The organism is Novosphingobium sp. AAP83 (assembly GCF_001295795.1).
In the GTDB taxonomy this organism is placed as follows: Bacteria; Pseudomonadota; Alphaproteobacteria; order Sphingomonadales; family Sphingomonadaceae; genus Novosphingobium.
Genome location: NZ_LJHY01000001.1, coordinates 148,900 through 172,180, shown reverse-complemented (window position 1 = coordinate 172,180; position 23,281 = coordinate 148,900). Strand labels below are relative to the sequence as shown.

Sequence of the window (23,281 nt, the reverse complement as noted above, 5' to 3'; positions counted from 1 at the left end):
AGGCGTGCTCCTTATGCGACAACTTGCGACAGGCTTTTCAGCCCCGTTCATCCAAGGGCAAGCGGCAGGGGCTTAAACAGATTGTCGACGCAGCGGTTGAGACAGGTTTCCCCCCTGTTGCCGGTCTCTTACAAGCCGCCCAGTCAAGCGTGACGAACGCAAAATGGAACCCTCGGACCAATGCCCCCGGTCCGGGGGTTTTGTTATGGGGCCAGCCGGGCAAACAAGGCTGCCCTAGCCCAACGCCTCAAGCCGCGCGCAGCAACTTCGGCAGATCACCGCTCATCCCGCGCGCCTCATCCATGAACCAGCGCTTTAGCGGTCCCATACGTTGCACACCTGCCATGCCGAAGCGGCGGATGGCCGAGGGCACGCGTCCGGGTAGGCCGAACAGGCGCGTCAACACATCGGTTGCGGTGGCCACCATGAAGGTATCGGCGGCACGCCAGCGCTCATAACGCGCCAGCAATTGCGCATCGCCCACATCCAGCCCCAGCCGCGCGCCATCTGACAGCACTTCGACCAGCGCGGCCACATCACGCAGACCAAGGTTCAGGCCCTGCCCCGCAATCGGGTGCATCCCGTGCGCCGCATCGCCGACCAGCGCCAGCCGTTCCTCCACGACGCGCACGGTGTGGTGGAAGTTCAGCGGATAGGATGTGCGCGGGGCCGCCAGTTCGATCTTGCCAAAGATGCCGTGCATCCGTGTTGCCACTTCGCCGATGAACATTGCATCAGGCATGGCCAGCACAGCGGCAGCGTCCTTTTCCGCCACGGTCCACACCAGCGCCGAACGGTGCACGCCGTCTGCGCCATCCAGCAGCGGCAGCAGCGCAAAAGGCCCTGCCGGATAGAACACTTCCCACGCCACATTGCCATGCGACTTTTCATGCGTCAGCCCCCCGATGATCGCGCGGTGGCCATAGTCCCAGCGGGCAGGCGTAAAACCAGCCTCGTCGCGCGTGGGTGATTTGCGGCCCTCGGCCCCCACCAGCAACCGCCCTTTCAGTACGCGGCCATCGGCCAGCGTGACACTCACCCCATGCTCGCCGCGCTCACGCGTGACGACGTGCGCGTTGGGGTGGAAGCTAATCGCCTCTTCACGCGCAGCGGCGGCATACATCGCGATGCGCAGATCGCGGTTGGCATACATTCGGCCCAATGAGCCATCGGCTTCACCCGGCTGGAAATCGATCCGCCCCGGCTTCATCGCATCGGTCACCGCAATCGACGCAATCGGGCAGCCCAGCGGAGCCAGCGCCTCGGCCATGCCAAGGTGTTCGTACAAGTTCCAGCTTGCGGTTGAAATCGCCGAAGCGCGGCCATCGAACCCTTCAGCGGTTTGCGCCGCAGGGTCTGAATTGTCCACCACGTGGCTGCTGATCCCGGCTTTCGCCAGACCAATCGCCAAAGTCATGCCGACGAGGCCACCGCCCAGGATCACAACGTCAGCATGTGCTTCATTCATTTGGCCGCTCCACAAGTATTGCCCGCGCCACCATCCAGATCAAGGCAGCGTCCGTCAAACGAACCTTCGGGCACTTTCAGCCCCACCAATGCGGCAAGGCTGGGCGCGATGTCCACCGTTTCAATCGCGCTGGGCTGTTCAAACCCGGTCATCCCCTTGCGCCAGAACAGGATCGGCACGCGGCGATCATAGTCCCACGGGCTACCGTGCGTTGCCACATAGCCTGCACGCGGCGTCGGAATCGGCACCACGCCGCGCTTTAAAAACACCACGAAATCGCCCGAATGCAGCGGATTGTATGATGCACGAGCGCGTTCGGCCATGGTCCACACTTCGGGCGAGTGTGTTGGCATCGGCGTTGCGGCAATCTCGGCAGCGGTCAGCACAACCTCTACTTGGCTGTTGGATTCCAGCATAGCTTTGGCATCGTCCACGATCTTGCCCTTAAGGCCCGGGGCCACATCGGCGCGCACCCAGTAATCGCCCGATGCCCCGTCCGACAGGATCAGATCCTTGGGCTCAAGCCCGTAACGCTTGCCCAAAGTGGCCGAAAGCGCCTCGGGCGAAACATCGTTGGTCACGCGCGCCGATACTTCCAGCGCTTGTTCATGCAAACGCTCGGGCAAGTCGAACCCGCCGTGGTCTGCGGTCAACACCACCGCGTAATCAATGCCGCGCTGATCAAGGCTGGCGAAGAAATCGCCCAGTGCCAGATCAAGCTGCGTCAACTGGATGCACATTTCTGCGCCCTCGGTGCCGGTAGCATGGCCAACATAGTCTGTGGCCGAAAGGCTGACCGAAAGCACATCGGGCACGGCGTCCTTGCCCAGCTTCTCCTCGTCGACCAGCTTTACCGCCAGATCCAGCGTTGCACGGTCCAGCCGTGGTGAAACGCGGAAAGCATCTGTTGCCCCGGCCTTCAGAGCAAAGCGCCCTGTGCCGACGGTAGCAGTGCCTGCCTGAATCGCGCGATCATTGCGCGCGCACCAGGCCGGCAATGCAAAGGCAGGCGCGCCCTTGGCCAAAGTTGCGGTGATCGCGGCGTTTTGCGCGACGGCGGTTGCGCCCAAGGTGCGGCCTTCCAGCGTGGTGAAGCCTTTGCCCTTCCACCAGTACACCTGATCGATATCGTGCCCGCCCATCATCAGCGCGCCGCGATCCTTACCCGAAACCGCGATGTTGCGCGCCGCCGGATTGACCCGCTTCAGCAGATCGCCCAGCGTCGGCACCAGAAGGTTTTTGACAGAGGCCACGTAATCGCGCGATCCGGCGGTCCGCTTGGCAACGTCTTCGGCGCAATAGACCAGCTTCGGTCCCACGCTTACCGACTGGTCGATCCACGAATTGGCGATGATGCCGGTATGCGCCGGACGGTTGCCCGTCAGGATCGTTGAATGGCCGGGGCAGGTCTCGGTCGCCGCGTGGCTTTGATAGCCCGCCGGAAACACCGCGCCGCTGGTCAACCGCGCAAAGCCGCCGGTAAAGCGCTGGCGATATTGGGCAAAGATATCGGACGAAAGCTGGTCAATCGCAATGGCCACTACCAGACGCGGGGCGTTGGCGGGCACGGTTTGCGAAACCGGCTGGGCGGCTTCCTGCGCCATGGCGGGCACCACGGGAAGAGCACCAGCGGCAAGCAACAAGGCGGCTTTGCGGGCAAAGTTTTTCACGCAGGACATACTCCATCGGGCACGCAGACTGGACTTGGGCCGAGGCCAATCGTAGGACGCTGCCAGAGCGCTACGCATGGCCCCGGCGGCGTTCCGGTTCAAGGGGCTTGTGGTGGAAACCGATGCCCTTCTCGCCGACAATGCGCACTATAGCGATGTTTGTGACGGCCTTGTGGCTTTCGCTCAGCCTGTCGATCATTCCTGCCCGCGCCGCACCCAATCACATGCGCGCCTCGCTGCTCGCCGAAGGTCCGGTCGCGCCGGGTGAAGCTGTCACGCTGGCGCTGCTGATGCAACCAGAGCCGGGCTGGCACGGCTATTGGTCCAACCCCGGCGATGCGGGCTATGGTCTTTCGCTCGATTGGACCCTGCCTGCGGGTGCCAGCGCGGGCGCGATGCAGTTTCCTGTGCCGCAAACGCTGCTGATTCAGGGGCTGATGAACCATGTTTACGAACACGAATATGCCGTGCTCGTCCCGATCAAAGTCCCCGCCAATGCCGCCCCCGGCACGCTGCTGCCGATCAAGGTCAAGGCGCAATGGCTGGTCTGCACAAACGAAATCTGCGTGCCCGAACGCGCCGAATTATCGGGCACGATAACCATCGGCGTAGGTGCAAAGGACGCGCGGTTCGAAAGCTGGCGCGCGGCCCTCCCCGCTCCGCTCGACCGCACCGGCACATTCGCGCTCGGCCCCAAAACCCTGCGCATCGCCCTGCCCTTCCCGGCCAGCGCCCCGCTCGATGCCCCGCACCTGTTCCTCTCGACCGAACGCCTCGCTGATTACGCCGCCCCGCAGCGCTTCTTCCGCAATGGCGATACGCTGGTCGTCGAAGTGCCGCTCGGCCAAGGCTCTGCCGCCCCCGCGACGGTCGAAGGCGTACTCACCATGGACAAGGATGCGGGCGGCATTGCCTTCACTACCGCCCCTGGCACCGTGCCAAGTGGCGGTGATGAAGTGGGCGGCGCGGCCTTTTCTGTATCAGTCCTCGGCCTTGCGCTGATCGGGGCGTTCCTTGGCGGACTGGTGCTGAACGTCATGCCCTGCGTCTTCCCGATCCTCAGCCTCAAGGCACTGGCCTTGGCACGCGGCAATTCGCACAACGCCAAAGCCGAGGGCCTTGCCTATACCGGCGGCGTGGTCCTCGCCTGCCTTGCGCTGGGCGGCGTCATGCTCGCCCTGCGCGCGGGCGGAGAACAAGTCGGCTGGGCGTTCCAGTTGCAGGAACCCGGCGTCGTCGCGGTTCTCCTCTTGCTGGCTGTCGCCATCACCGCCAACTTTGCGGGCCTGTTCGAACTCCCGGGCCTCTCGATTGAGCGTGGCGCGGGATCATCGGGCGCATTTGCCACCGGCCTGCTCGCCGCATTCGTCGCCACACCTTGCACCGGCCCGTTCATGGCCGCCGCGATGGGTGCGGCGCTGGTCCTGCCGTGGTGGGCGGCGCTGGGAGTGTTTGCCGCACTGGGCCTAGGCCTTGCGCTGCCGTTCCTGCTGCTCGGCTTCATCCCCGCACTGCGCCGCCTGCTGCCCAAACCCGGCGCATGGATGGACCGCTTTCGCCGGATCATGGCCGTGCCGATGGCGCTCACCGCGCTGGCGCTGGGTTGGCTGGCATGGCGCTTGGGTGGCGAGACCTTCGCCGCCGCCGCCGTCGCGCTCTCGGCCGCTTTCGTCGTCGTGCTGGCCTTTGCCGGAAAGGGCCAGCGCCAAGGCCGCGCCGTCGCCCGCTGGGTCGCGCCTGCAACGCTCGCCCTTGCCGCCGTGGCCTTCTCCGGAGCGCCACGCCTTGCCACCGCTGGCGCGGGTGAAAGCGGCGGTCTCCTTGCCGCCAAGCCCTTCAGCGAAGCCGCCTTGGCGCAGGCCCGCAAAAGCGGACAGCCCGTCTTCGCCTATTTCACCGCCGATTGGTGCCTCTCATGCAAAGTCAACGAAGGCACATCCATCGAACGCGAATCCACCCGCGCAGCCTTCAAAAAAGCAGGCGTCGTCGTGCTTATCGGCGATTGGACCCGCCGCGATCCGGCCATTACCAAATTCCTCACCACCCAAGGCGCAGCAGGCGTCCCGCTCTACTTGTGGTATCCCGCAGGCGGCGAGGCCCGCCAATTGCCGCAAGTCCTGACGCCGGACATGCTGGCGGGTCTGCCTAACCAGTAAGGGTTCGCGCAGAGGCGCAGAGGAAAATGAGACCGCTGAGAGTGACCTGCGCCAATCCGCGTAACCTTTGGCGATTTCCTACATTGCAACCAAGCCATCGTCATTGCGAGGAGGCGAAGCCGAGGAAGCAATCCAGAGTGGCGCATAACGGCTCTGGATTGCTTCTCCCCGCTATGCGGGGCTCGCAATGACGAAGTTGGGGGGACGAGGTAAAGGGACATTCGCCGCCCCCTGCGCCCTCTTTTTCCTCTGCGCCTCTGCGCGAAACCCCTTAAACCCCTTAAATCCCTTACAACGACTGCCCGTCATCCAGCGAAATGAAAGTCCCCGTCACCTGCCGCGAGGCATCCGATCCGAAGAACAGCACCATATCATCCAGCGCCGAAACATCGGTCAGGCGCTTGCGCGGCCAGGATGCGATTTGCGCTTGGCCACCGGGACTATCGAACCATTCGCCATCAATTTCGGTGCGGATATAGCCGGGCTGAATCACGTTGACGTTGATCCCCAGCCGCGCCCATTCGCGCGCAAACTGGCGGCCCAAATGCTGCACCGCCAGTTTGGTTGCGGCATAGGCGGCATCGCCCGTCGCGGTCATCTGCGCGGTGATCGATCCGGTCAGGATGATCCGCCCCCGCTCGCTCTGCTTTGATCCCGCCGCGATCATGCGGCGTGCGCCCTCACGCGCTGTCAGATACACCCCGTTGAAATTGGTATCGACCACTTGGCGCATCGCAGCCGCCGATATGTCGATAGATCGGGCAGCATCCACCACCCCAGCATTTGCCAGAACCACATCGGGCACACCAATCGCCGCCTCTGCCGCATCGAACGCCGCGATGATCGATCCCTCGTCGGTCACGTCCAACGCCACAGCCAGCGCCTTGCCGCCTGCGCTGTTAATCTCGTCGGCCAATGCCGCAACACGCTCAACCCGCCGCGCACCGACAATCACTGCCGCCCCTGCCGCCGCATAGAGCCGTGCAAAATGCGCCCCCAAGCCAGACGATGCGCCGGTAATCAGCGCGATACGGCCCTCAAGCGAATAACGCGGGCGTTCCATTGGACTCTCCTGTTCAGGAGCGGACGTCTACCGGGGCCGCACCCTCATGCAAGAGGGAACGCTGCTCAGAACTTGTTATCCCGCGGAAACCCGTTCGGCGGCAAGCGTCCTGCCGCCCCGCGCGCGACCTTCCACGGCAGCAAGTCCTTCTCCGTCCGCGTTCGTCCGCTGTCGCCGCCCATCGTCCAAGAAAGCCCGTCTTCCAGCTTCAGCGTGATCACATCGGCCATGCCGCCGTCTTTATAGCGTTGCAGCGTCACGCCCTGCCCTTTGGCGAGGATCGGCACTTCGGAGAGGCCGAACACCACCAGTTTGCGATTGTCGCCGATCACCGCGACGTGATCATGCTCGGCGGCGATTTCGCGCACCACGGCCAGCTTTACGCCGGGTTTGGTTGAAACCACACCGCGCCCTTTGCGCGTTTCGGCAAGCAGCTCGTCCATTTCAGCCGCAAAGCCGCGTCCGGTATTGGCCGCCAGCAGCAATTGGCCCTTGGGTTTATAAATCACAACGGCAATGATGTGCGCTTCGGGATCAATGTCTACCATCGTGCGGATCGGTTCGCCAAAGCCGCGCGCGCCGGGCAGTTTATCCGCGCCCAGCGTATAGAACCGCCCGTTGTCCACTGCCACAAGCAGCTTGTCGGTGGTCTGGCAGTGCATTGCAAAGGCGGGGCCATCGCCTTCTTTGAATTTGAAATCGCTATCCAGCGGCAAATGCCCCTTGGCCGCCTTGATCCAGCCCTTGGCTGACAGGATCACCGTCACCGGTTCCTTCTCGATCATCGCATCCATGCTGAATTCACGCGTCGGCGCGGCTTCTGCAATCGTCGTGCGGCGGCGGCCCAGCGGCGTGTCCGGCCCATATTCCTTGCGCAGCGCATTCAGATCGCGCTTCAGACGTTTTTTCTGAAGCTTGGGATCGTCGAGAAGCTTTTGCAGCTCTTCCTGCTCGGCGATCAGATCGGCCTGCTCCTTGCGCAGCTCCATTTCCTCAAGCTTGCGCAACGACCGCAGCCGCATGTTGAGGATGGCTTCTGCCTGACGGTCGGTCAGGTCAAACTCGGCCATCATGATCGGCTTGGGCTCATCCTCGGTGCGGATGATCTCGATGATCCGGTCAAGGTTGAGGTAGGCGATGATATAACCGCCGACCAGTTCCAGCCGCGCCGCGATCTTTTCCAGCCGGTGCCGCGAACGGCGCAGCAGGATGTCGATCTGGGAGATCACCCATTCCTGCAATAGCAGCTTCAGCCCCAGCACACCGGGCGTGCGCCGCGCATCGAGCACGTTGAGGTTCAGGCCGAAGCGGTTTTCCAGATCGGTCAGCCGGAACAGCGATTCCTTGAGCAGATCGGGATCGATGTTGCGGCTCTTGGGCACCAGCACCAGCCGGATCTGCTCGTCCGATTCATCGCGCACATCTTCAAGGATCGGCAGCTTCTTGTCGGCAATCAATTGCGCAATCTGCTCGATCAGCTTGCTCTTCTGCACCTGATAAGGGATTTCGGATATGACCAGTTGCCACTGGCCACCGCCCAGCTTTTCGATCCCCGTCTCTTCCCAGTTGCCCGCTTCATCGCGCCCCGTGGAAAAGCGCCCGCGCACCCGGATCGCCCCGCGCCCGCTGGCATAGGCCGCCGAAATCGTGGCAGGACTATCCACCACGATGCCGCCGGTTGGCAGATCAGGCCCGTGGAACACTTCCATCAATTGGGCGTGTTCGACCGCCGGATTATCAATCAGCAGCAGCGTTGCATCGACAATCTCCGCCACATTATGGCTCGGGATATTGGTCGCCATGCCCACGGCGATGCCGCTGGAACCATTGGCCAGAAGGTTGGGGAACAGCCCCGGAAAAATCTCGGGCTCTTCTTCCTCACCGTTGTAGGTCGGCTGGAAATCAACCGTGCCATCTTCCAGCCCCGCCATCAGGCGCATCGCGGTCTTGGTTAGCCGCGCTTCGGTATAGCGGTAGGCCGCTGCGTTATCGCCATCGATGTTGCCGAAGTTGCCCTGGCCTTGGACCAGCGGATAGCGCAGCGCAAAATCCTGCGCCAAACGCACCATCGCATCATAGACGCTGGAATCGCCATGCGGGTGATACTTGCCGATCACATCGCCCACCACGCGCGCCGATTTTTTGTAGGCACCGGTTGCGTCCAGCTTCAACTGGCGCATCGCCCACAGCAGGCGGCGGTGGACAGGCTTCAACCCGTCGCGCAAATCCGGCAGCGATCGCGCGGTGATGGTGGACATCGCATAGACGAGATAGCGCTGCGACAGCGCTGAATCGAAAGGCGCGTCGACAATAGCGTCAAACGGATCGGGTTCGTTGTCTGTGGTGATCGCCATGGCCCGTCCGGCTTAGCAACCTGTACCCCTAAACAAAAGGGCGCAGACCAAAAGCTGGGGAACAACCGCTATCCCGGTCAATTGTAAGGGCACGGCCCGCCCCTCTTGCGCAGGCCACCCCTTTTTCCCGGAGACCCCCCCATGACCAAGCGTGTCCTGATCCTTGCGACCGACGGCTTTGAACAATCCGAATTGCTCGGCCCCAAAAAAGCGCTCGAAGATGCCGGTTTTGCAACCGTCGTCGCCAGCCCGAAGCCCGGCTCGATCAAAGGCTGGAAGGACCACAACTGGGGCGATAGCGTACGCGTTGATGCCACGCTGGATGAAGTTTCCGCCGCAGATTTTGACGCACTGCTGCTGCCCGGCGGCCAGATGAACCCCGATATCCTGCGCATGAACGAAGACGCGGTCGATCTCGTCATCGATTTTGACGATGCGGGCAAACCCATCGCCGCGATCTGCCACGGCCCGTGGTTGCTGGTAGAGGCAGACATCGTCGATGGCCGCACGCTCACCGGCTGGCCTTCGATCCACACCGATCTTGCCAACGCCGGTGCCAACGTGGTCGATCAGGAAGTTGCCGTGGACGGCAACTTCATCACCAGCCGTATGCCCGATGATATCCCCGCATTCAGTGCCGCGCTGATCGCAGCACTGGCGGACTGAACAAGCGCGCCATCTGATTCCAATCAATCAGATGGCGCGGGTTACTGCCATCAACGGATCGTGCATTCCGGCGAAAGGCGGAAGTCGAGGTAATTGTCGACCGAACGCATCATGTCGTCCATTTCGTTTTCGAAGAAATGGTTGGCGCGCGGGATTTCATCGTGATGGATCGTGATGTGCTTTTGCGTGCGCAGCTTGTCGACCAGCTTTTGCACCGCGTTGGGCGTGACCACCGTATCAGCCGTGCCCTGCACGATGATGCCCGATGCAGGGCATGGTGCAAGGAAGCTGAAATCATACATGTTGGCAGGCGGCGCAACCGAGATGAAGCCACGGATTTCCGGGCGGCGCATCAGCAACTGCATGCCGATCAGCGCGCCGAACGAATAGCCCGCGATCCATGTGGTGCTGGCTTCCGGGTGGATCGATTGCACCCAATCAAGCGCCGATGCGGCATCGGACAATTCGCCAATGCCGTTATCAAACGAACCCTGGCTGCGGCCAACGCCACGGAAGTTGAACCGCAAAGTGGCAAAGCCGCGCGCGACAAATGTCTTGTACATCGCCTGCGTGATGCGATCATTCATCGTGCCGCCCGCTTGCGGATGCGGGTGCAGGATCATCGCTACTGGCGCGCGGGGGCGCGAGGCAGGTTGGAAACGGCCTTCGAGACGGCCTTCGGGGCCGGGGAAAATGACTGAGGGCATTGGGTGCCTGCGTTCTGGCCGCGACGGCAGAAGCTGCCGGGGCTGGGAAATGTGTTGCTGGCTATATAGAAAGCAACGTCCTAAAAGCAACTTTTCCGGGAATAGCCTTGCCGATCTATCTTGACCACGCTGCGACCACGCCGATCCTGCCGCAAGCCTTGGCCGCGATGGAGGAGGGTTTCCGCATCTGGGCCAACCCCTCCAGCCCGCACAAAGCAGGCCGCGCCGCACGCGCTGCGCTGGAAGATGCCCGCGCGCGGGTGAAGGCAGCGCTCGGCTGGACCGGCGAGGTGATCTTCACCAGCGGAGCGAGCGAGGCGCTCTCTCTGGCGATCAACCACGCCCCGGCAAACCGGCGCTTCCCCGCCTTGACCAGCGCGGTTGAGCACGAAGCCGTGCTGCGCCTCACTCCCGATGCCCTGCGCATCAGCGTAACCCCCGAAGGACTGCTCAACCTTGCGGAACTGGAACAGGCGCTTGTCAGCCAAGCCCCGGCGCTGGTGGCCATCCAGCACGTCAACAGCGAAACCGGCGTCGTGCAGGATCTGGCGGCGCTTGCCGGACTTGTGAAAGCCCACAACGCCCGCCTGCTGGTCGACGCCGCCCAAGGCGCGGGCAAGCTCCCATTGCCGCAAGCCGACATGATCGCGCTCTCGGCGCACAAATTTGGCGGTCCTGTCGGCATCGGCGCGCTGCTGGTGCGCGATTACGCCCTGCTCGCCCCCACCGGCGGGCAGGAACGCGGCTATCGCGCGGGGACCGAGCCTTTGCCGCAAGTTCTCGCCATGGCCGCCGCGCTGGAGGCGGGCCACGATTGGCTCAAGTCCGCTTCAGCATTGCGGGAATCGCTGGAGGCTCAATTGCTTGATCTGGGCGCTGAAGTAATCGCCGCCCATGCCCCGCGCAGCCCAACCATCGGCGCTTATCGCATGCCGGGCAAATCGAGCGCCGCGCAATTGATCCGCTTTGATGGCGCAGGCATCGCCGTATCGGCAGGCAGCGCCTGTTCGTCAGGCTCGCTCAAGGCTAGCCACGTGCTCACCGCAATGGGCGTTGAAGGCCTTGGCGAAGTCATCCGCGTATCGATCGGGCGCGAGACAAGCGCGGACGACATCGCACGGTTCGTCGCGTTGTGGCGGGAGATTCGCGGATGATCTACCTCGATTATCAGGCCACCACCCCGCTTGCCCCCGAGGCCCGCGCGGCCATGCTGCCTTGGTTGGCAGGGGCCGAAGCAACCGGCTTTGCCAATCCGCACAGTCCGCACAAGATGGGGCGCATGGCCGCTGCTGCCGTTGAGGTCGCGCGCGCGCAAGTCGCCACGCTGTTTCCGGCAGGGGGGCGGGTGATTTTTACCTCGGGGGCCACCGAAGCGCTCAATCTTGCCATAATCGGATCGGGGCAAAAGCGGCTGGCCGTCTCGGCCATCGAACATGCCGCCGTGCTTGATACGGCGCGTTTTGTTGATCCGGATGTCGCGATGCTGCCGGTCGATTCAACAGGGCTGGTCGATCCCGACGTGGCAATCGACGAGGGCACCGGTCTCGTCGCGGTAATGCAGGTGAACAACGAAATAGGCACCGTGCAACCGGTCGATGACATGGCGCAGCGGGCACGCGCAATGGGCGCGCTGTTCGTGTGCGATGCGGTGCAGGGCGCAGGCAAACTCGCAGCGCCAGCCCTTGCCGATATGATCGCTGTGTCCTCGCACAAGCTGTATGGGCCCAAGGGCATCGGCGCGTTGTGGGTGCGCGATGGCATAGCCCTTGCCCCCTTGATCCACGGCGGCGGGCAAGAGGGCGGCTTGCGCTCCGGCACGCTCAGTCCTGCGCTCTGTGCCGGATTTGGCGCGGCGGCGGCCTTGTGCACAAGTTTGCGAACAAGCGACTCACAGCATGTGGAAAAGCTGTGGACGGTTGCCCGTTCGCTGTTCGCCGGCTGGACGCTGAACGGCTGCCCCACCCGGCGCTGGCACGGCAATATGAGTTTGCGGCTGGATTGTCTTGATGTGGGACGGTTGTTGTCAGAATGCCGCACTGTTGCATTTTCTGCCGGTTCTGCCTGCGCCAGCGGCTCTGGCAGGCCAAGCCATGTCTTGCGCGCGCTCGGACTTTCGGACAGGGATAGCAAAACCGCGATCCGGCTCGGCTTCGGACGCTATACACGGGAAGAGGATCTGATTGAGGCCGCTGCGGCCGTCCATGCCGCTGTGAAACTTCAGGGAGTAATTTAAGCCATGGTCAGTGTCACCTTCGTAACCCCGCAGGGCGAAAAGATCGCCGCGCAAGGTGAGGTTGGAACGCGTCTGCTGGAACTGGGTCAAGCCAAAGGGATGCCATTGGAAGGCACTTGCGAAGGCCAGATGGCCTGTTCCACATGCCACGTGGTGATTGATGCAGCATGGTTCGACAAACTGCCCGCCGCCATCGATGACGAAGAAGACATGCTCGATCTCGCCGCAGGCGTCACTCGCACCAGCCGCCTTTCGTGTCAGATCGAACTTACCGAGGCGCTTGAAGGGCTGGTGGTGCATATTCCGGCCGAAGCGCGCGATATGCAGGGCCGATAATGAACTGATCGAAAAGGCCGGGGAGCTTCCCACGCCCGAGCACGGCAGCCGATCTGGCGGCGGTGTGGCAACTGACGTTGGCTCGCGCGCGGCCTTAGATGGGGCAATGGGCCGCGAAAATTACGTCGAGTGCGTCAAGGGCGCTGACGACCCCAACGCTGACGCGCAAAAAGGCGCTAAAGCGCTAAACAAATTGCGCGGCAAAAAATAGCATCGGCGCAGGTGCCCTCTACGAATTGCCCGATGCGATGGTGCAATGCGGGCTTAAACGCCCATTCGTGGTGACCGATAGCTTTCTTTTGCAATCGGGGATGGCGGCGCAATTGGTGGGCCTATTGGAAGCTGCAGGAATGCCGGTGCAGGTCTTTGCCGAAACCGTGCCTGATCCCAACCTTGGCCGTGGTCGAACAAGCGCTGGAGGCCTTGCGCTGGAGCGGCAGCGATTGTGTGATCGGCTTTGACGGCGGCAGCCCGATTGATACAGCCAAGGCGATTGCCGCGCTTGCGCTTGATCCGCGCCTTGCCGAATTGAACGAGATCGAAGCACTTTACGGCGCGGTCTACGGCAAGGCCCTGCTGCTTCACAACTGCGTCGGCATCGCGTCGATCAGGATCGTCTTCAACTCCATGTAAGGGAACAGCCCTTCCGGTCCGCCCTCGCGCCCGATGCCCGATTGCTTGAATCCGCCAAACGGCAGGCCAAAATCCATGCGCAAACCGTTCTGGCCAAAGCCGCCGGTGCGCACGCGCCGGGCAATGCGATACGCTGCATCAGCATCGGTCGTAAGCACCGACCCGTTAAGACCAAACTCGCTGGCGTTGGCGGTGCGGATGGCGTCTTCCTCGTCCTCGACCGGGATAAGGCTCAATACCGGACCAAAGATTTCCTCCTGCGCAATGCGGCTATCATTCCTGACGTTGGCAAACAGCGTCGGCTCGATAAAGTAGCCGCGATTGAGATGCGCCGGGCGATTGCCGCCAGTGATCAGGTCGGCGGTTTGCTTGCCCTCTGCGATATACATTTCAATGCGTTCCAACTGGCGCTTCATCGCTACCGGGCCAAGCTGCGTTTCAGGATCATCGGAATAGCCGATACGTGTCTGACGCATTTCAGCCGCAATAGCCTGAGCCAATTCATCATGGCGATGGCGCGGGACGATGACGCGGCTCAACATCGCGCAGACTTGTCCGCTCATCAGCGTGATCGTGCCCGCCAGCATCTTGGCCGCAGCCTCGATCGGGAAGTCATCGCGGATGATTGCGGCAGATTTTCCGCCCAGTTCCAGCGTGCAACGCGCCATGCGCCCGCCGCAGACAGAGGCGATGCGCCTGCCCGCCACGCTCGACCCGGTGAACGAGACTTTGTCGACGCCATGGTTGCACACCAGATGATCGCTCGCCTCGCGGTGGCCCGTCACCAGATTGACAACGCCTGCCGGAATGCCCGCCGCTTCTGCGGCCTCGGCGATGATATAGGCCTCAAGCGGGGTTTCGGGCGAAGGCTTCATGATCACGGTGCAACCGGTTAACAAGGCATAGGCAACCTTGTTGGCCATAATCCCGAACGGCCCGTTCCACGGGGCAATGGCCGCAACAACCCCCACCGGTTCATAGGCGATCAGCGCTGCTGCTGCCGCCTGGCTCGGCCGGGTCTGCACGAATTCGAACTGTTCGGCAAAGCCCGCAATCTGGCCCAGCGCAAATATGCCGCCGCCGTGCATCGGCCCTGCAAACGAGGCCAGCCCGCCCATTTGCGCGGTCCATGCTTTGGCCAGTTCGGGCAAACGCGTTTCCAAGTGCGCGATCATTGCACGGAAAGCCGCGATACGCTGTGCGGGCGGTGTGGTCGGCCAAGGCCCGTTGTCAAACGCCTCGCGCGCGGCGGCAACGGCTGCGTCCATATCCGCCTCGTCTGCCTCGGCCACGCGGCCAACCACTTGTTCGGTGTTGGGTGAGACAAGCTCGATTGTCCGGCCAGAATTGGCAGGCACCCAGCGTCCGCCAATGAACAGCTTATCGGGGTTAGCGACGTTCACGCCTTCGGGGTTCATGGCTGTCATCCTCTTATGGCTGGGCCAGTGCGCATTCAACGCGCGCAATCAGGCCGTTTTCAATGGTATAGAAAATAAACTGCCGCATTTCCTGCACTTCCCCCTTGGTGATGGGAAAGAAGCCGAAGAGCCCGCGTTCGTCCAGCGCCTCACGGGTTAGATCCTTGACCGCTTCAACGCGGATCACGCCGTCAATCGCGGTCAATGTTTCGGATGCGGCAAAGTTCAGCACACGCACGCTTTCGTTCACGTGATCATGCAGAAAGGCATAAAAATCTTTGAGCGCCTGCCGCGAACGGATTTCCACGCCGAAAAATGTCATCAACGGCGGATCAACATAGAAGTCGGCCACTGCGTCATAGTCTTTGGCGTTAAACGCTGCGGCATAGCGGTCATAATCAGTGCGCGTCAGCATAGACTCTCCCCCTGATCCCGCCGGATTCGGATCAGGTATGCAAGCTAACATTTGTTATGGTTTGAACCAATAGAAAAAGGGGCGGCCATTGCTGGCCGCCCCACCCCCATTTAACGCATCACCAATCAGAACTTCTTGCGAACCGTCAGCGCCCATTCACGTGGACGACCGACCTGGCCCAGAATGCTTCCTGCCAAACCCGATAGGTCAAACTTGTTGAGGAAGTAGTACTTGTTGAACACGTTGGTCACTTCAAGCGAGATATCCAGATCACGCTCTGCGTTGCGCCATGTCAGACGACCGTTGGTGATCGTGTAGCCTGGAACCTGACCGAACTGCTCGGATGGCGAACCTGGAGCAGCGCGCAGGACGTTGCCGGGCAATGCGTTCTGACGGTTGACGTCAATCCGCGGAGTCAGCGAACCTGCGCTACCAAGATCGGCTTCATATTGCGCACCAAAGTTCCACTGCCAGCCTTGCGCTTGATCAGCCAAGCGCGAAATAACCGCTGGATCGGACGAACACGCACCACCAGGCAAGCCGACAACTGCGGGGTTTACGCAGTCATAAGTGTATTTGAGGTACGAGGCAGAAGCATCGAACTGAAGGCCGGCAACCGGATTGAAGAACGCTTCAAATTCAAAACCCTTGATCGTTGCGTCACCAGCGTTTTGCGGCAAGGCGCATGGGCCGGGGCCACCGAACTGCGGGCATTCCAGCAGCGTGAGCTGGGCATTCTTCAAGTTGTTGTAGAAGCCGGACACGTTCACCCGCAGACGACGGTCCAAAAGGTCGGTTTTGATGCCGAGTTCATAAGACGTCACTTCTTCCGGACCGAAGCCGCGTGCTTGTGCAGCATTGAACGGACGTGGTCCAACACCACCAGCCTTATAGCCCGTCGCCGTCGTGGCGTAGGCCATGACTTCTGGCGAGAAGCGGTAATCCAAGCTGAGGCGATAGTCCCAACGGCTGCCACGGAAGCTGGCGGTACGGCCGGTCAGTGACGAAACGATTTCGGTCACATTGCCGTTTCTGTTTGCATCGCGAACATCGGGCCCGCTGAAACCTGCGCCATAAACTGCGCCGATGCCATCAAGGAAGGCGTTGATCGTGCGCCCGTCAAGATTGTAGCGGAAGAACGTATAGTCCTTGGCGTCTTCGCTGTAGCGCACGCCAGCCGTGATCGTCATGGCTTCGGTTGGCTTGTAGATCAGCGTACCGAATGCACCCTTGGCTTCGGTGTCAACCGGGTCATTCCCAATGAACTGAAGCGGGAACAGCGGTGACAGTGCCGGAGGAAGACCAGGAACGGAAACGTAGCGGATGTCCTGCAACGTGTAATACGTGGTCAACTCGTCCGAATAGTAACCACCGACAGTCAGATCCAGATTGTCGGCGAGCTTTGCATTGAGGCGCAGTTCCTGGCTCCAGAACCAGTGGCTAAGCGCGTTGTTGCCGAACTGGGTGTTGGCCGGCGACAAATCACCATCCACACTGAACGACGTATCCCAAGCACGATAAGCAGTGATCGACTGGATTTGCAGGCTGTCGGTCAACTTGTAATCGATGTTGGCCGAAACACCCCAACCCTCATAAAGGGTTTGCTGCTGGCCTGCCACTGCGGCCAGAGGCAATCCTTGCAAGCCCGGAATGGCCACGCCAGCCTGCCAGCTGCCTGCGTTGCTGCCGGTTGTTGTATAGTTGCAGCGCGGCCCGCAGATGAAGTTGTTGCTAAGCGGTAGGCCGTTGGATGTGCGGGTGTTAGGATTGCCGCCTGTACCAAACAGCAGAACTTCAGGCGCATTGTTGCGCGCGTCGTTCATGTAATCGGCAGTAATCATGATATCGAGATCATCGTTGGGGGCATAACGCAGCATGCCCTTTAGCGCGCGATAGCCGACATCGCCCTGCTTATAGAGATTGCAATTGGTGCCACCGACGGTTGATGGGACGCCGCTGGCAGGGACTGCGCAGCCATAGTCGATCACATCAACATAGCCGCCTTGGTCTGCAAACGTGCCCGAAATCCGTGCAAACAGGTTCTCGGTCAGCTTGAAATCAGCCGTGGCGCGCAAGTTCATGCGGTTTCGGCTACCATAAGTAGCCGAGACATTGCCGCCTTCGCCGGTAGGCTTGCGCGAAACGAAGCGGATGGCACCACCTTCTGAGTTGCGGCCTGTCAACGTGCCTTGTGGGCCGCGCAGCACTTCGACACGCTCAACATCGAGCAGATCGAAGTTTGCCCCGGTCAGGCGCGGGTAATACACATCGTCGATATACATGCCAACGCCGGGTTCAAGCGCAGGATTGAAGTCCAATTGCCCAAGCCCGCGAATCGTGGCCGTAATCGAGTTACCGAACGAAGCCGACGCAGGACGCAGAACCACGCTTGGTGCAGCTTTGGCTACATCGGCAAGGTTAGTCGCGCTGCGTGCTTCGATCAATTCTGCAGTGACGGCCGTAATCGCCAGCGGCGTATCTTGCAGCTTCTGTTCGCGGAACTGTGCAGTAACAACGATTTCTTGAATCGTCTGCGATTGCTCGTCGGCTTGCGCTTCTTGCGCAAACACTGTTGTCGTGGCACTAAGAGCCATTGCTGCGGAGCTAGCCGCAGCAAAAAGGCGCACAAACGATGCGGTACGTGTGGCGTTCGCCATATCCCTCTCCCTTAAAGTCTTCTGCGAGACTGTCCTCAATAATTGTTAGTAAGGCATACTAATTTCAGCTTTGCAAGCCTAACATTTGTTTGGATCACATCGCACCGCAAGTGGTGCAAAAAATCCACAGTGGTTCATGGCCGCCCTCACGCCCTCTTGCCCACCGGTGCGAACACGGCGATAAAGGCTTGCGATGAACAACCAGATACCACCAATCCCGAAAACCGAAGTCGCAGTTGCCGATCTCGGGCTTGACAGCGAGGTTGCCCTCCTGATCGATCTGCTCAAACTGGGTACGTTTATCGGTGGTCCGATGCGTGAAGGTGTGGCTGATCCGATGAACATCACCACCACCGATTTGCGAATCGTGCTGGCGCTGGGCGGTGAAGGCGAATTGGCCGGACACGAATTGTCCGGTATCATGGGCGTTGCCCCGATGAACGTCAGCCGCGCACTTGCTAGCTTGATCCAGCGCGGGCTGGTCGAACCAGGCTTCGACCAAACAAACCGCCGCCGCAAACCTGTCCGCCTGACCGATGCGGGACAAGCGCTGTTTGCACGCACACTGCCCGCCATGGCCAATGTCAGTACCGATTTGTTCAAAGGCGTTCCCACGCGTGATCGTGAGGCTTTTCGGCGCACCGCTGCGACCGTGCTCAGCCGGATCGGACGCTGGACGATTTGATCGTCCGCATTCAAAACTGCTGCCCTGGCGGTCATCACCTTGGGCCCCACTCTGAAACAGAGCGCCTTGCGCCATCAATCATGCCGACTCTCCCAAGCCGTTTATCATTGCGACAACGCTAACAATTTTTACGATGAATGCGAGAGGAAAATTGCAAGGCTCGTGCTTTTCACCTTTCTTTTCCAGTCTCTTGTTTAGTCATGCATCCCCGCTAATCTGGGCAATGGACGGTTAGCGAAGGAAACTGGCGCATGTGCGATGAATTCACCGAAGCCGAGAACGCTGTGTGGGAACGCAAAGCAGGCGTGAACCGACGCGATTTTGCAACAATCGGCGCAGGCGTCGCAGCATTCTCGCTGCTGCCGGGTTGCACCACCGCCAACGGGGCGGCTGGCCCTGCAACGAAGAGTCGCACCGTCACCATCGATACGCCTGATGGCAAGGCCGACGCCTTCTTCGTCACCCCCGCCAAGGGCAAACACGCCGCCGTGATCATGTGGCCCGATATCGCCGGCTTGCGCGATGCTTATAAGGCGATGGGCACGCAATTGGCCGAAGCGGGCTTTGCCGTGCTGGTGGTCAACCAGTATTACCGCTCCAGCCCGGTCCCGATCCTCAATTCGCTGATGGAATGGCGCACGCCGCCGGGGCAGGAAAAGCTCAAGCCCATGATCGCCGCGATCACGCCTGCGGGCACGGTTTCCGATGCCGCCGCCTTCGTGAACTGGCTCGATAAACAGCCTGAAGTCGATACCCAAAAGAAGATCGGCTCGTGCGGCTATTGCATGGGCGGCCCGTTCACCGTGCGCACCGCCTTTGCCAACCCCGCCCGCGTCGGCGCTGCCGCCTCGTTCCACGGCGGCGGCCTTGTTGGCGATGCGCCCGAAAGCCCGATCAACCTGCTGCCCAAAACCAAAGCCGCCTACCTCATCGCCATCGCCCAAAACGATGATGAACGCGCGCCAGACGAAAAAACCAAACTCCGCGCCGCCGCCGATACCGCTGCCCGCCCCGCCGAAATCGAAGTTTACCCCGCCCAACACGGCTGGTGCACCCTCGACGCCCCGATCTATGACAAAGCCCAAGCCGAAAAGGCATGGGGCCGCATGCTGGCACTGTTTGCCGCGAATTTGTGAGCGTGAGCGGCGGCTTTTCGTCCTGAGAGGATTGAAAGCCGCCGTGCCGCCCCGCGTTACAAAGGCTGCCAAGTGGACAAGCCTTGCATCGCGTAACGATACGCGATACAAATAATCATGATAATCGGATTCCGGCACAAAGGGCTTGAGGCTTTTTATAACACCGGCACAACGCGGGGCATCCAAGCCTCGCATGTGAAGAAAATCCGGAACATTCTGGGTCTCCTCGAAGTGGCGGCTGGTCCAGAGGACATAAATTTGCCGTCCTTCAAACTGCACCCGTTGAAGGGCGATTTGAAAGGTCATTGGTCAGTCTGGGTCAATGGCAATTGGCGCATCACCTTCCGCTTCGTCGGGACAGACGCCGAACTTGTTGATTATCAGGATTACCATTGAGGTCATGACCATGATGCACAACCCTCCCCATCCCGGCGAACTGCTCCGCGATGAAGTGATCACGGCGCTCAACCTGTCCGTCACCGAAGCGGCCAGTCGCCTTGCCATGTCGCGTGTTGCGCTTTCACGAGTGCTGAACGGCAAGGCCGCGATCAGCCCCGATCTGGCCTTGCGGCTGGAACAGGCAGGCGCAAGCACGGCGCGGGCGTGGTTGGCGATGCAGGCGAACTACGATCTGTGGCGCGCGCGCCAGCATGTGCAGCCTGTTGTGCGGCGGTTGCAGGAAGCGGCTTGAGGAAACAGACCTTCGCGAAAGCGCCGATGTGGTGGTGATTGTCGTCCGTTTCTTAAGATCATCGCGTTATCCATTTGCAGCACAGCTTTGGTGATTATGTGGTTTGCCAGCACGATGGGTTCGGAAACCCTCCCCGCGGCGACTAATTTCGCCTTTGGCTCAATAAGTCTCGCTCTCCTCCCTTAAGGGAGGGGCCGGGGGTGGGTTTACGGCGGGTGTGTTTGCAAATGCCATAATCGCGACAGATTTGCAGGTGAGCGTGGATGAGTGATCGGGGCGGCAATGGAATCGCGCGGCGGGCGGCGTTGGGATGGTTTGCTGGCGGTGCGATGGCGCTGTTGGGCGGTTGCGGGCTTGTCAAAAGCTATAAACCCTTCCGCTATCGCCTGACGGTCGAGGTTGATACGCCCCAAGGCTTGCGAACGGGATCAAGCGTGATCGAAGTGACCGCAGGCGAGGTCGGGACCACGCTGGGCGGTGCCTCTGCGCAGGCCAAGGGGGAGGCGGTGGCGGTGGATATTGCACCGGGCCAGACCCTGTTTGTCCTCCTGCGCAGTGAAGCTTCGCATGGTTGGGCGGCGGGCATCATGTCAGGTGTTACGCCCGAGCCTGATGATCCATCGATTCCCATTGATGATCGCTTTGGCGCGAAGATTGAAGCTGTGCGTGCCAACCGCAAGCTGAACGTCGTCCCGCGCTGGTTTGCTCCACGTTTCGCCGATCAAAAGCCGGTTGGGGGTTATCCTATCATGGTGCGGTTTCGCGATGTTCGTGATCCCAAGACGGTGGAGCGGGTCGATCCGGACAATCTTGCCGCATCCTTTGGCCAAGGCGTGTCCCTGCGCCGCATCACCGTGCAAATCACCGATGATCCGGTGACGACTGGCATCGAGAAGAGGCTGGTGTGGCTCCTAACCCAAAGGGGCCAATTGATTTCCGCGACTCAGGATGACCCGGAAATTCTCCGTAAGCTATCAACAGTCACGGAAGGCGATTTTTATTTGGGAACACTCCAATAAAACGGGCTGTGTTTCGGTCTGCGCGGGGACTGATGCGATGGCAGATGCACCTCGACATTAGATCGCCTACCCCCACATCCCATCTAGCAAACCCCGCCTCACAACCCTAAAGCCCATGGCATGATCTCTATTGCCACTTGGAACATCAATTCGGTCCGCCTCCGCGCCGATCAGGTCGAACGCTTTCTTTTGCAGGAAGCGCCTGATGTGCTGTGCTTGCAGGAGATCAAGACGCCGGAGAACCTGTTTCCGCACGAAGTGTTTGAAAAGCTGGGCTATACCCATCGCGCAGTGCATGGCCAGAAGGGCTATCACGGCGTCGCCACGGTCAGCCGCATTCCCTTCCGCGAATTTAGCAAACACGATTGGCAGGACAATGGCGAGGCGCGGCATATCGGCGTTGAACTGACCGGGCCGGGTCAGGGGTTGATCCTCGAAAACGTCTATATCCCCGCAGGCGGCGATGTGGCCGACCGCGAGGTGAACGCCAAGTTCGGGCAGAAGCTCGATTTCCTTGAACGCATGACGCGCTGGGCCGAAGCAATTGATCGCCCCACCATGATCGTCGGCGATTTCAACATCGCGCCGCTGGAGTGCGACGTTTATAACCACAAGGCGCTGCTCAAAGTCGTCAGCCACACCCCGCTTGAGGTGGAGACGCTGCAACGCTTTGCCGATGCGCATGGCTGGGTCGATCTGGGCCGCAAGCATATCCCCGCGCCGGAACGCAATTATTCGTGGTGGTCGTACCGCTCCTATTGGCGCGCCAAGGATCAGGGCCGCCGCCTCGATCACATGTGGGCCTCGCCGCAGGCCGCAGCGCAAACGCGCGGGCACCGCTTTGTCGAAGAAACGCGCAAGTGGGACCAGCCTTCGGACCACATCCCGCTGATCACCGAGATTGACGTTTGAGCGGGTCGCGCAACGTCGCCCTTGCGCTTGACGCATTGCGCCACGGTTGGGCCATCCGCGTCACCAGTGCGGACGGCGCGCTTGATCTGTTGCCCGCCGAAACCGCCTTTGCCCAGCCCGGCATCTATGCCGCGCGCCTGCTAATTTCTGATGCGCGCGCCGCCACGCTGAAGCTGGCGAACCAGCGCGATGCCGCCGTTCCGCAAGCGCCTGTGCTGATCCGTGGTGCAGACCCGTTCAGCCTTTCAGCCGCGCGCAACCTTGCCGATCCGGCGCAAGACCTTGGCAGCCCCTTGCGCGGGCCGTTCAAGGCTGACCCCATCGAAGCAGTTGAAGCCGCGACAGCAGCGATGGAACTGGCGCGGCTGGCCGGTATCCTGCCCGCGTTCATGGTTTCCACCGGCATTGAAACCGCTGCCGAAGTGTCTGCCGCCGATCTGGCGCAGTTCAAAGACCCGCTGAACCTGACGATCCAAGCCCGCGCGCGCCTGCCCGTCCATGCCTGCGAACACGCCGAAATCGTCGCGTTCCGCGCGCGCGATGACTTGCGCGAACATGTCGCGCTGATCCTTGGCACGCAAACCAGCGAGCGCGAACCGCTGGTGCGGCTGCACAGCGAATGCCTGACCGGTGATGTGCTCGGCAGCCTCAAATGCGATTGCGGCCCGCAGCTTGACGCGGCGCTATCACAAATGGCGCAGGAGGCCAATGCGGGCGGCTGGGGCGTGCTGCTGTATCTGCGGCAGGAAGGGCGCGGGATCGGGCTTGTGAACAAGCTGCGCGCCTATGAATTGCAGGATCAGGGCTTTGATACAGTCGATGCCAACGAAAGGCTCGGCCTGCCCAGCGAAGCGCGCGATTTTCCGGTGGCGGCACGGATGCTCGATCTGCTGGGCGTCAACCGGCTGCGCCTGCTCACCAACAATCCGCAAAAGGTGGCAACCTTGCAGGCACTGGGCGTGGAGGTGACCGAACGCGTTGCGCACCAGCTTCCCGCCAACCCCCACAACCAGCGCTATCTCGATACCAAGCGCGACCGCACCGGGCACTTGCTGCTTTAAG

Annotated in this window: 22 protein-coding genes; 14 read left to right on the top strand and 8 right to left on the bottom strand. The window is 61.2% G+C overall.

Annotation, left to right across the window (positions count from 1 at the left end; genetic code table 11):
- Positions 1-247 precede the first annotated feature (247 nt).
- Entirely contained in the window at positions 248-1,468 is a 1,221-nt protein-coding gene (locus tag IP81_RS00810; protein WP_054106050.1) for an FAD-dependent monooxygenase, read from the bottom strand.
- The gene (locus tag IP81_RS00805) at positions 1,465-3,147 is read right to left on the bottom strand and encodes an alkaline phosphatase family protein (RefSeq protein ID WP_054106049.1); all 1,683 of its coding nucleotides are present in this window, start codon (positions 3,145-3,147) and stop codon (positions 1,465-1,467) included. The genes IP81_RS00810 and IP81_RS00805 overlap by 4 nt, the downstream gene beginning before the upstream one ends.
- A 146-nt stretch (positions 3,148-3,293) precedes the next feature.
- Here IP81_RS00805 and IP81_RS00800 point away from each other — a divergent pair, with 146 nt between their 5' ends.
- On the top strand, positions 3,294-5,294 hold the full coding sequence (locus tag IP81_RS00800; protein WP_231626189.1) for a protein-disulfide reductase DsbD: 2,001 nt from the start codon (positions 3,294-3,296) through the stop codon (positions 5,292-5,294).
- 289 nt (positions 5,295-5,583) lie between these two features.
- On the opposite strand, the gene IP81_RS00795 is transcribed toward IP81_RS00800, so the two are convergent.
- Together IP81_RS00795 and parC are read right to left on the bottom strand one after the other, a co-directional pair.
- Positions 5,584-6,357, bottom strand: a complete 774-nt coding sequence (locus IP81_RS00795) for an SDR family NAD(P)-dependent oxidoreductase (protein WP_054106047.1) — start codon at positions 6,355-6,357, stop codon at positions 5,584-5,586.
- A 65-nt stretch (positions 6,358-6,422) separates the two neighbouring features.
- Positions 6,423-8,711, bottom strand: a complete 2,289-nt coding sequence (parC, locus tag IP81_RS00790; RefSeq protein WP_054106046.1) for a DNA topoisomerase IV subunit A — start codon at positions 8,709-8,711, stop codon at positions 6,423-6,425.
- A gap of 141 nt (positions 8,712-8,852) precedes the next feature.
- On the opposite strand from parC, the gene IP81_RS00785 reads away from it, so the two are divergent.
- Positions 8,853-9,377 carry a type 1 glutamine amidotransferase domain-containing protein gene (locus IP81_RS00785; RefSeq protein WP_054106045.1) on the top strand — a complete coding sequence of 175 codons (525 nt, stop codon included), beginning with the start codon at positions 8,853-8,855 and terminating at the stop codon, positions 9,375-9,377.
- Between the two features lie 50 nt (positions 9,378-9,427).
- Here IP81_RS00785 and IP81_RS00780 read toward each other — a convergent pair whose 3' ends face one another.
- Positions 9,428-10,084: an alpha/beta hydrolase gene (locus IP81_RS00780; RefSeq protein ID WP_054106044.1), complete on the bottom strand. Its 657-nt coding sequence runs from the start codon at positions 10,082-10,084 to the stop codon at positions 9,428-9,430.
- A gap of 167 nt (positions 10,085-10,251) precedes the next feature.
- Between IP81_RS00780 and IP81_RS00775 the strand changes: the two genes are divergently transcribed.
- From IP81_RS00775 to IP81_RS19490, 5 genes are all read left to right on the top strand, one after another.
- Positions 10,252-11,238 (top strand): aminotransferase class V-fold PLP-dependent enzyme, encoded by a 987-nt coding sequence (locus IP81_RS00775; protein ID WP_231626190.1) that lies wholly within the window; start codon positions 10,252-10,254, stop codon positions 11,236-11,238.
- Complete coding sequence (locus IP81_RS00770; protein ID WP_054106043.1) at positions 11,235-12,317, top strand: cysteine desulfurase family protein; 1,083 nt, start codon at positions 11,235-11,237, stop codon at positions 12,315-12,317. Before IP81_RS00775 ends, IP81_RS00770 begins: the two co-directional genes overlap by 4 nt.
- A 3-nt stretch (positions 12,318-12,320) precedes the next feature.
- Positions 12,321-12,653 carry a 2Fe-2S iron-sulfur cluster-binding protein gene (locus IP81_RS00765; protein WP_054106042.1) on the top strand — a complete coding sequence of 111 codons (333 nt, stop codon included), beginning with the start codon at positions 12,321-12,323 and terminating at the stop codon, positions 12,651-12,653.
- Between the two features lie 248 nt (positions 12,654-12,901).
- Positions 12,902-13,114 carry an iron-containing alcohol dehydrogenase gene (locus IP81_RS21605; RefSeq protein ID WP_369800688.1) on the top strand — a complete coding sequence of 71 codons (213 nt, stop codon included), beginning with the start codon at positions 12,902-12,904 and terminating at the stop codon, positions 13,112-13,114.
- Entirely contained in the window at positions 13,020-13,286 is a 267-nt protein-coding gene (locus IP81_RS19490) for an iron-containing alcohol dehydrogenase (protein WP_231626188.1), read from the top strand. Before IP81_RS21605 ends, IP81_RS19490 begins: the two co-directional genes overlap by 95 nt.
- Here the strand turns inward: IP81_RS19490 and IP81_RS00755 are convergent.
- From IP81_RS00755 to IP81_RS00745, 3 genes are all read right to left on the bottom strand, one after another.
- On the bottom strand, positions 13,235-14,704 hold the full coding sequence (locus tag IP81_RS00755; protein ID WP_082355860.1) for an aldehyde dehydrogenase: 1,470 nt from the start codon (positions 14,702-14,704) through the stop codon (positions 13,235-13,237). The two genes, IP81_RS19490 and IP81_RS00755, sit on opposite strands and share 52 nt — an antisense overlap.
- A gap of 13 nt (positions 14,705-14,717) precedes the next feature.
- Positions 14,718-15,119, bottom strand: coding sequence for a nuclear transport factor 2 family protein (locus IP81_RS00750; RefSeq protein WP_082355849.1), 402 nt, complete (start codon positions 15,117-15,119; stop codon positions 14,718-14,720).
- A gap of 125 nt (positions 15,120-15,244) precedes the next feature.
- On the bottom strand, positions 15,245-17,776 hold the full coding sequence (locus IP81_RS00745; protein ID WP_054106039.1) for a TonB-dependent receptor: 2,532 nt from the start codon (positions 17,774-17,776) through the stop codon (positions 15,245-15,247).
- A 193-nt stretch (positions 17,777-17,969) separates the two neighbouring features.
- Here IP81_RS00745 and IP81_RS00740 point away from each other — a divergent pair, with 193 nt between their 5' ends.
- From IP81_RS00740 to ribA, 7 genes are all read left to right on the top strand, one after another.
- On the top strand, positions 17,970-18,461 hold the full coding sequence (locus tag IP81_RS00740; RefSeq protein ID WP_054106038.1) for a MarR family winged helix-turn-helix transcriptional regulator: 492 nt from the start codon (positions 17,970-17,972) through the stop codon (positions 18,459-18,461).
- Between the two features lie 251 nt (positions 18,462-18,712).
- Positions 18,713-19,597, top strand: coding sequence for a dienelactone hydrolase family protein (locus IP81_RS00735; protein WP_054106037.1), 885 nt, complete (start codon positions 18,713-18,715; stop codon positions 19,595-19,597).
- Between the two features lie 117 nt (positions 19,598-19,714).
- Positions 19,715-19,993 carry a type II toxin-antitoxin system RelE/ParE family toxin gene (locus tag IP81_RS00730; protein WP_054106036.1) on the top strand — a complete coding sequence of 93 codons (279 nt, stop codon included), beginning with the start codon at positions 19,715-19,717 and terminating at the stop codon, positions 19,991-19,993.
- Between the two features lie 4 nt (positions 19,994-19,997).
- Positions 19,998-20,288: a HigA family addiction module antitoxin gene (locus IP81_RS00725; protein ID WP_082355847.1), complete on the top strand. Its 291-nt coding sequence runs from the start codon at positions 19,998-20,000 to the stop codon at positions 20,286-20,288.
- 263 nt (positions 20,289-20,551) lie between these two features.
- On the top strand, positions 20,552-21,307 hold the full coding sequence (locus IP81_RS00720) for a hypothetical protein (RefSeq protein ID WP_054106035.1): 756 nt from the start codon (positions 20,552-20,554) through the stop codon (positions 21,305-21,307).
- A gap of 120 nt (positions 21,308-21,427) precedes the next feature.
- Entirely contained in the window at positions 21,428-22,219 is a 792-nt protein-coding gene (locus IP81_RS00715; RefSeq protein ID WP_054106034.1) for an exodeoxyribonuclease III, read from the top strand.
- Positions 22,216-23,280: a GTP cyclohydrolase II gene (gene ribA / locus IP81_RS00710; protein ID WP_054106033.1), complete on the top strand. Its 1,065-nt coding sequence runs from the start codon at positions 22,216-22,218 to the stop codon at positions 23,278-23,280. The genes IP81_RS00715 and ribA overlap by 4 nt, the downstream gene beginning before the upstream one ends.
- Position 23,281 lies beyond the last annotated feature (1 nt).

Coding starts and splice junctions, on each gene's coding strand:
- IP81_RS00775 (WP_231626190.1), top strand. CDS start 10,252: ATGGAGGAGGGTTTCCGCATCTGGGCCAACCCCTCCAGCCCGCACAAA.
- IP81_RS00800 (WP_231626189.1), top strand. CDS start 3,294: ATGTTTGTGACGGCCTTGTGGCTTTCGCTCAGCCTGTCGATCATTCCT.
- IP81_RS00750 (WP_082355849.1), bottom strand. CDS start 15,119: ATGCTGACGCGCACTGATTATGACCGCTATGCCGCAGCGTTTAACGCC.
- IP81_RS00805 (WP_054106049.1), bottom strand. CDS start 3,147: ATGTCCTGCGTGAAAAACTTTGCCCGCAAAGCCGCCTTGTTGCTTGCC.
- IP81_RS00735 (WP_054106037.1), top strand. CDS start 18,713: ATGTGCGATGAATTCACCGAAGCCGAGAACGCTGTGTGGGAACGCAAA.
- IP81_RS00795 (WP_054106047.1), bottom strand. CDS start 6,357: ATGGAACGCCCGCGTTATTCGCTTGAGGGCCGTATCGCGCTGATTACC.
- IP81_RS00740 (WP_054106038.1), top strand. CDS start 17,970: ATGAACAACCAGATACCACCAATCCCGAAAACCGAAGTCGCAGTTGCC.
- IP81_RS00765 (WP_054106042.1), top strand. CDS start 12,321: ATGGTCAGTGTCACCTTCGTAACCCCGCAGGGCGAAAAGATCGCCGCG.
- IP81_RS21605 (WP_369800688.1), top strand. CDS start 12,902: ATGGTGCAATGCGGGCTTAAACGCCCATTCGTGGTGACCGATAGCTTT.
- IP81_RS00725 (WP_082355847.1), top strand. CDS start 19,998: ATGACCATGATGCACAACCCTCCCCATCCCGGCGAACTGCTCCGCGAT.
- parC (WP_054106046.1), bottom strand. CDS start 8,711: ATGGCGATCACCACAGACAACGAACCCGATCCGTTTGACGCTATTGTC.
- IP81_RS00720 (WP_054106035.1), top strand. CDS start 20,552: ATGAGTGATCGGGGCGGCAATGGAATCGCGCGGCGGGCGGCGTTGGGA.
- IP81_RS00745 (WP_054106039.1), bottom strand. CDS start 17,776: ATGGCGAACGCCACACGTACCGCATCGTTTGTGCGCCTTTTTGCTGCG.
- IP81_RS00770 (WP_054106043.1), top strand. CDS start 11,235: ATGATCTACCTCGATTATCAGGCCACCACCCCGCTTGCCCCCGAGGCC.
- IP81_RS00785 (WP_054106045.1), top strand. CDS start 8,853: ATGACCAAGCGTGTCCTGATCCTTGCGACCGACGGCTTTGAACAATCC.
- IP81_RS00810 (WP_054106050.1), bottom strand. CDS start 1,468: ATGAATGAAGCACATGCTGACGTTGTGATCCTGGGCGGTGGCCTCGTC.
- IP81_RS00755 (WP_082355860.1), bottom strand. CDS start 14,704: ATGAACCCCGAAGGCGTGAACGTCGCTAACCCCGATAAGCTGTTCATT.
- IP81_RS00715 (WP_054106034.1), top strand. CDS start 21,428: ATGATCTCTATTGCCACTTGGAACATCAATTCGGTCCGCCTCCGCGCC.
- IP81_RS00780 (WP_054106044.1), bottom strand. CDS start 10,084: ATGCCCTCAGTCATTTTCCCCGGCCCCGAAGGCCGTCTCGAAGGCCGT.
- IP81_RS00730 (WP_054106036.1), top strand. CDS start 19,715: ATGATAATCGGATTCCGGCACAAAGGGCTTGAGGCTTTTTATAACACC.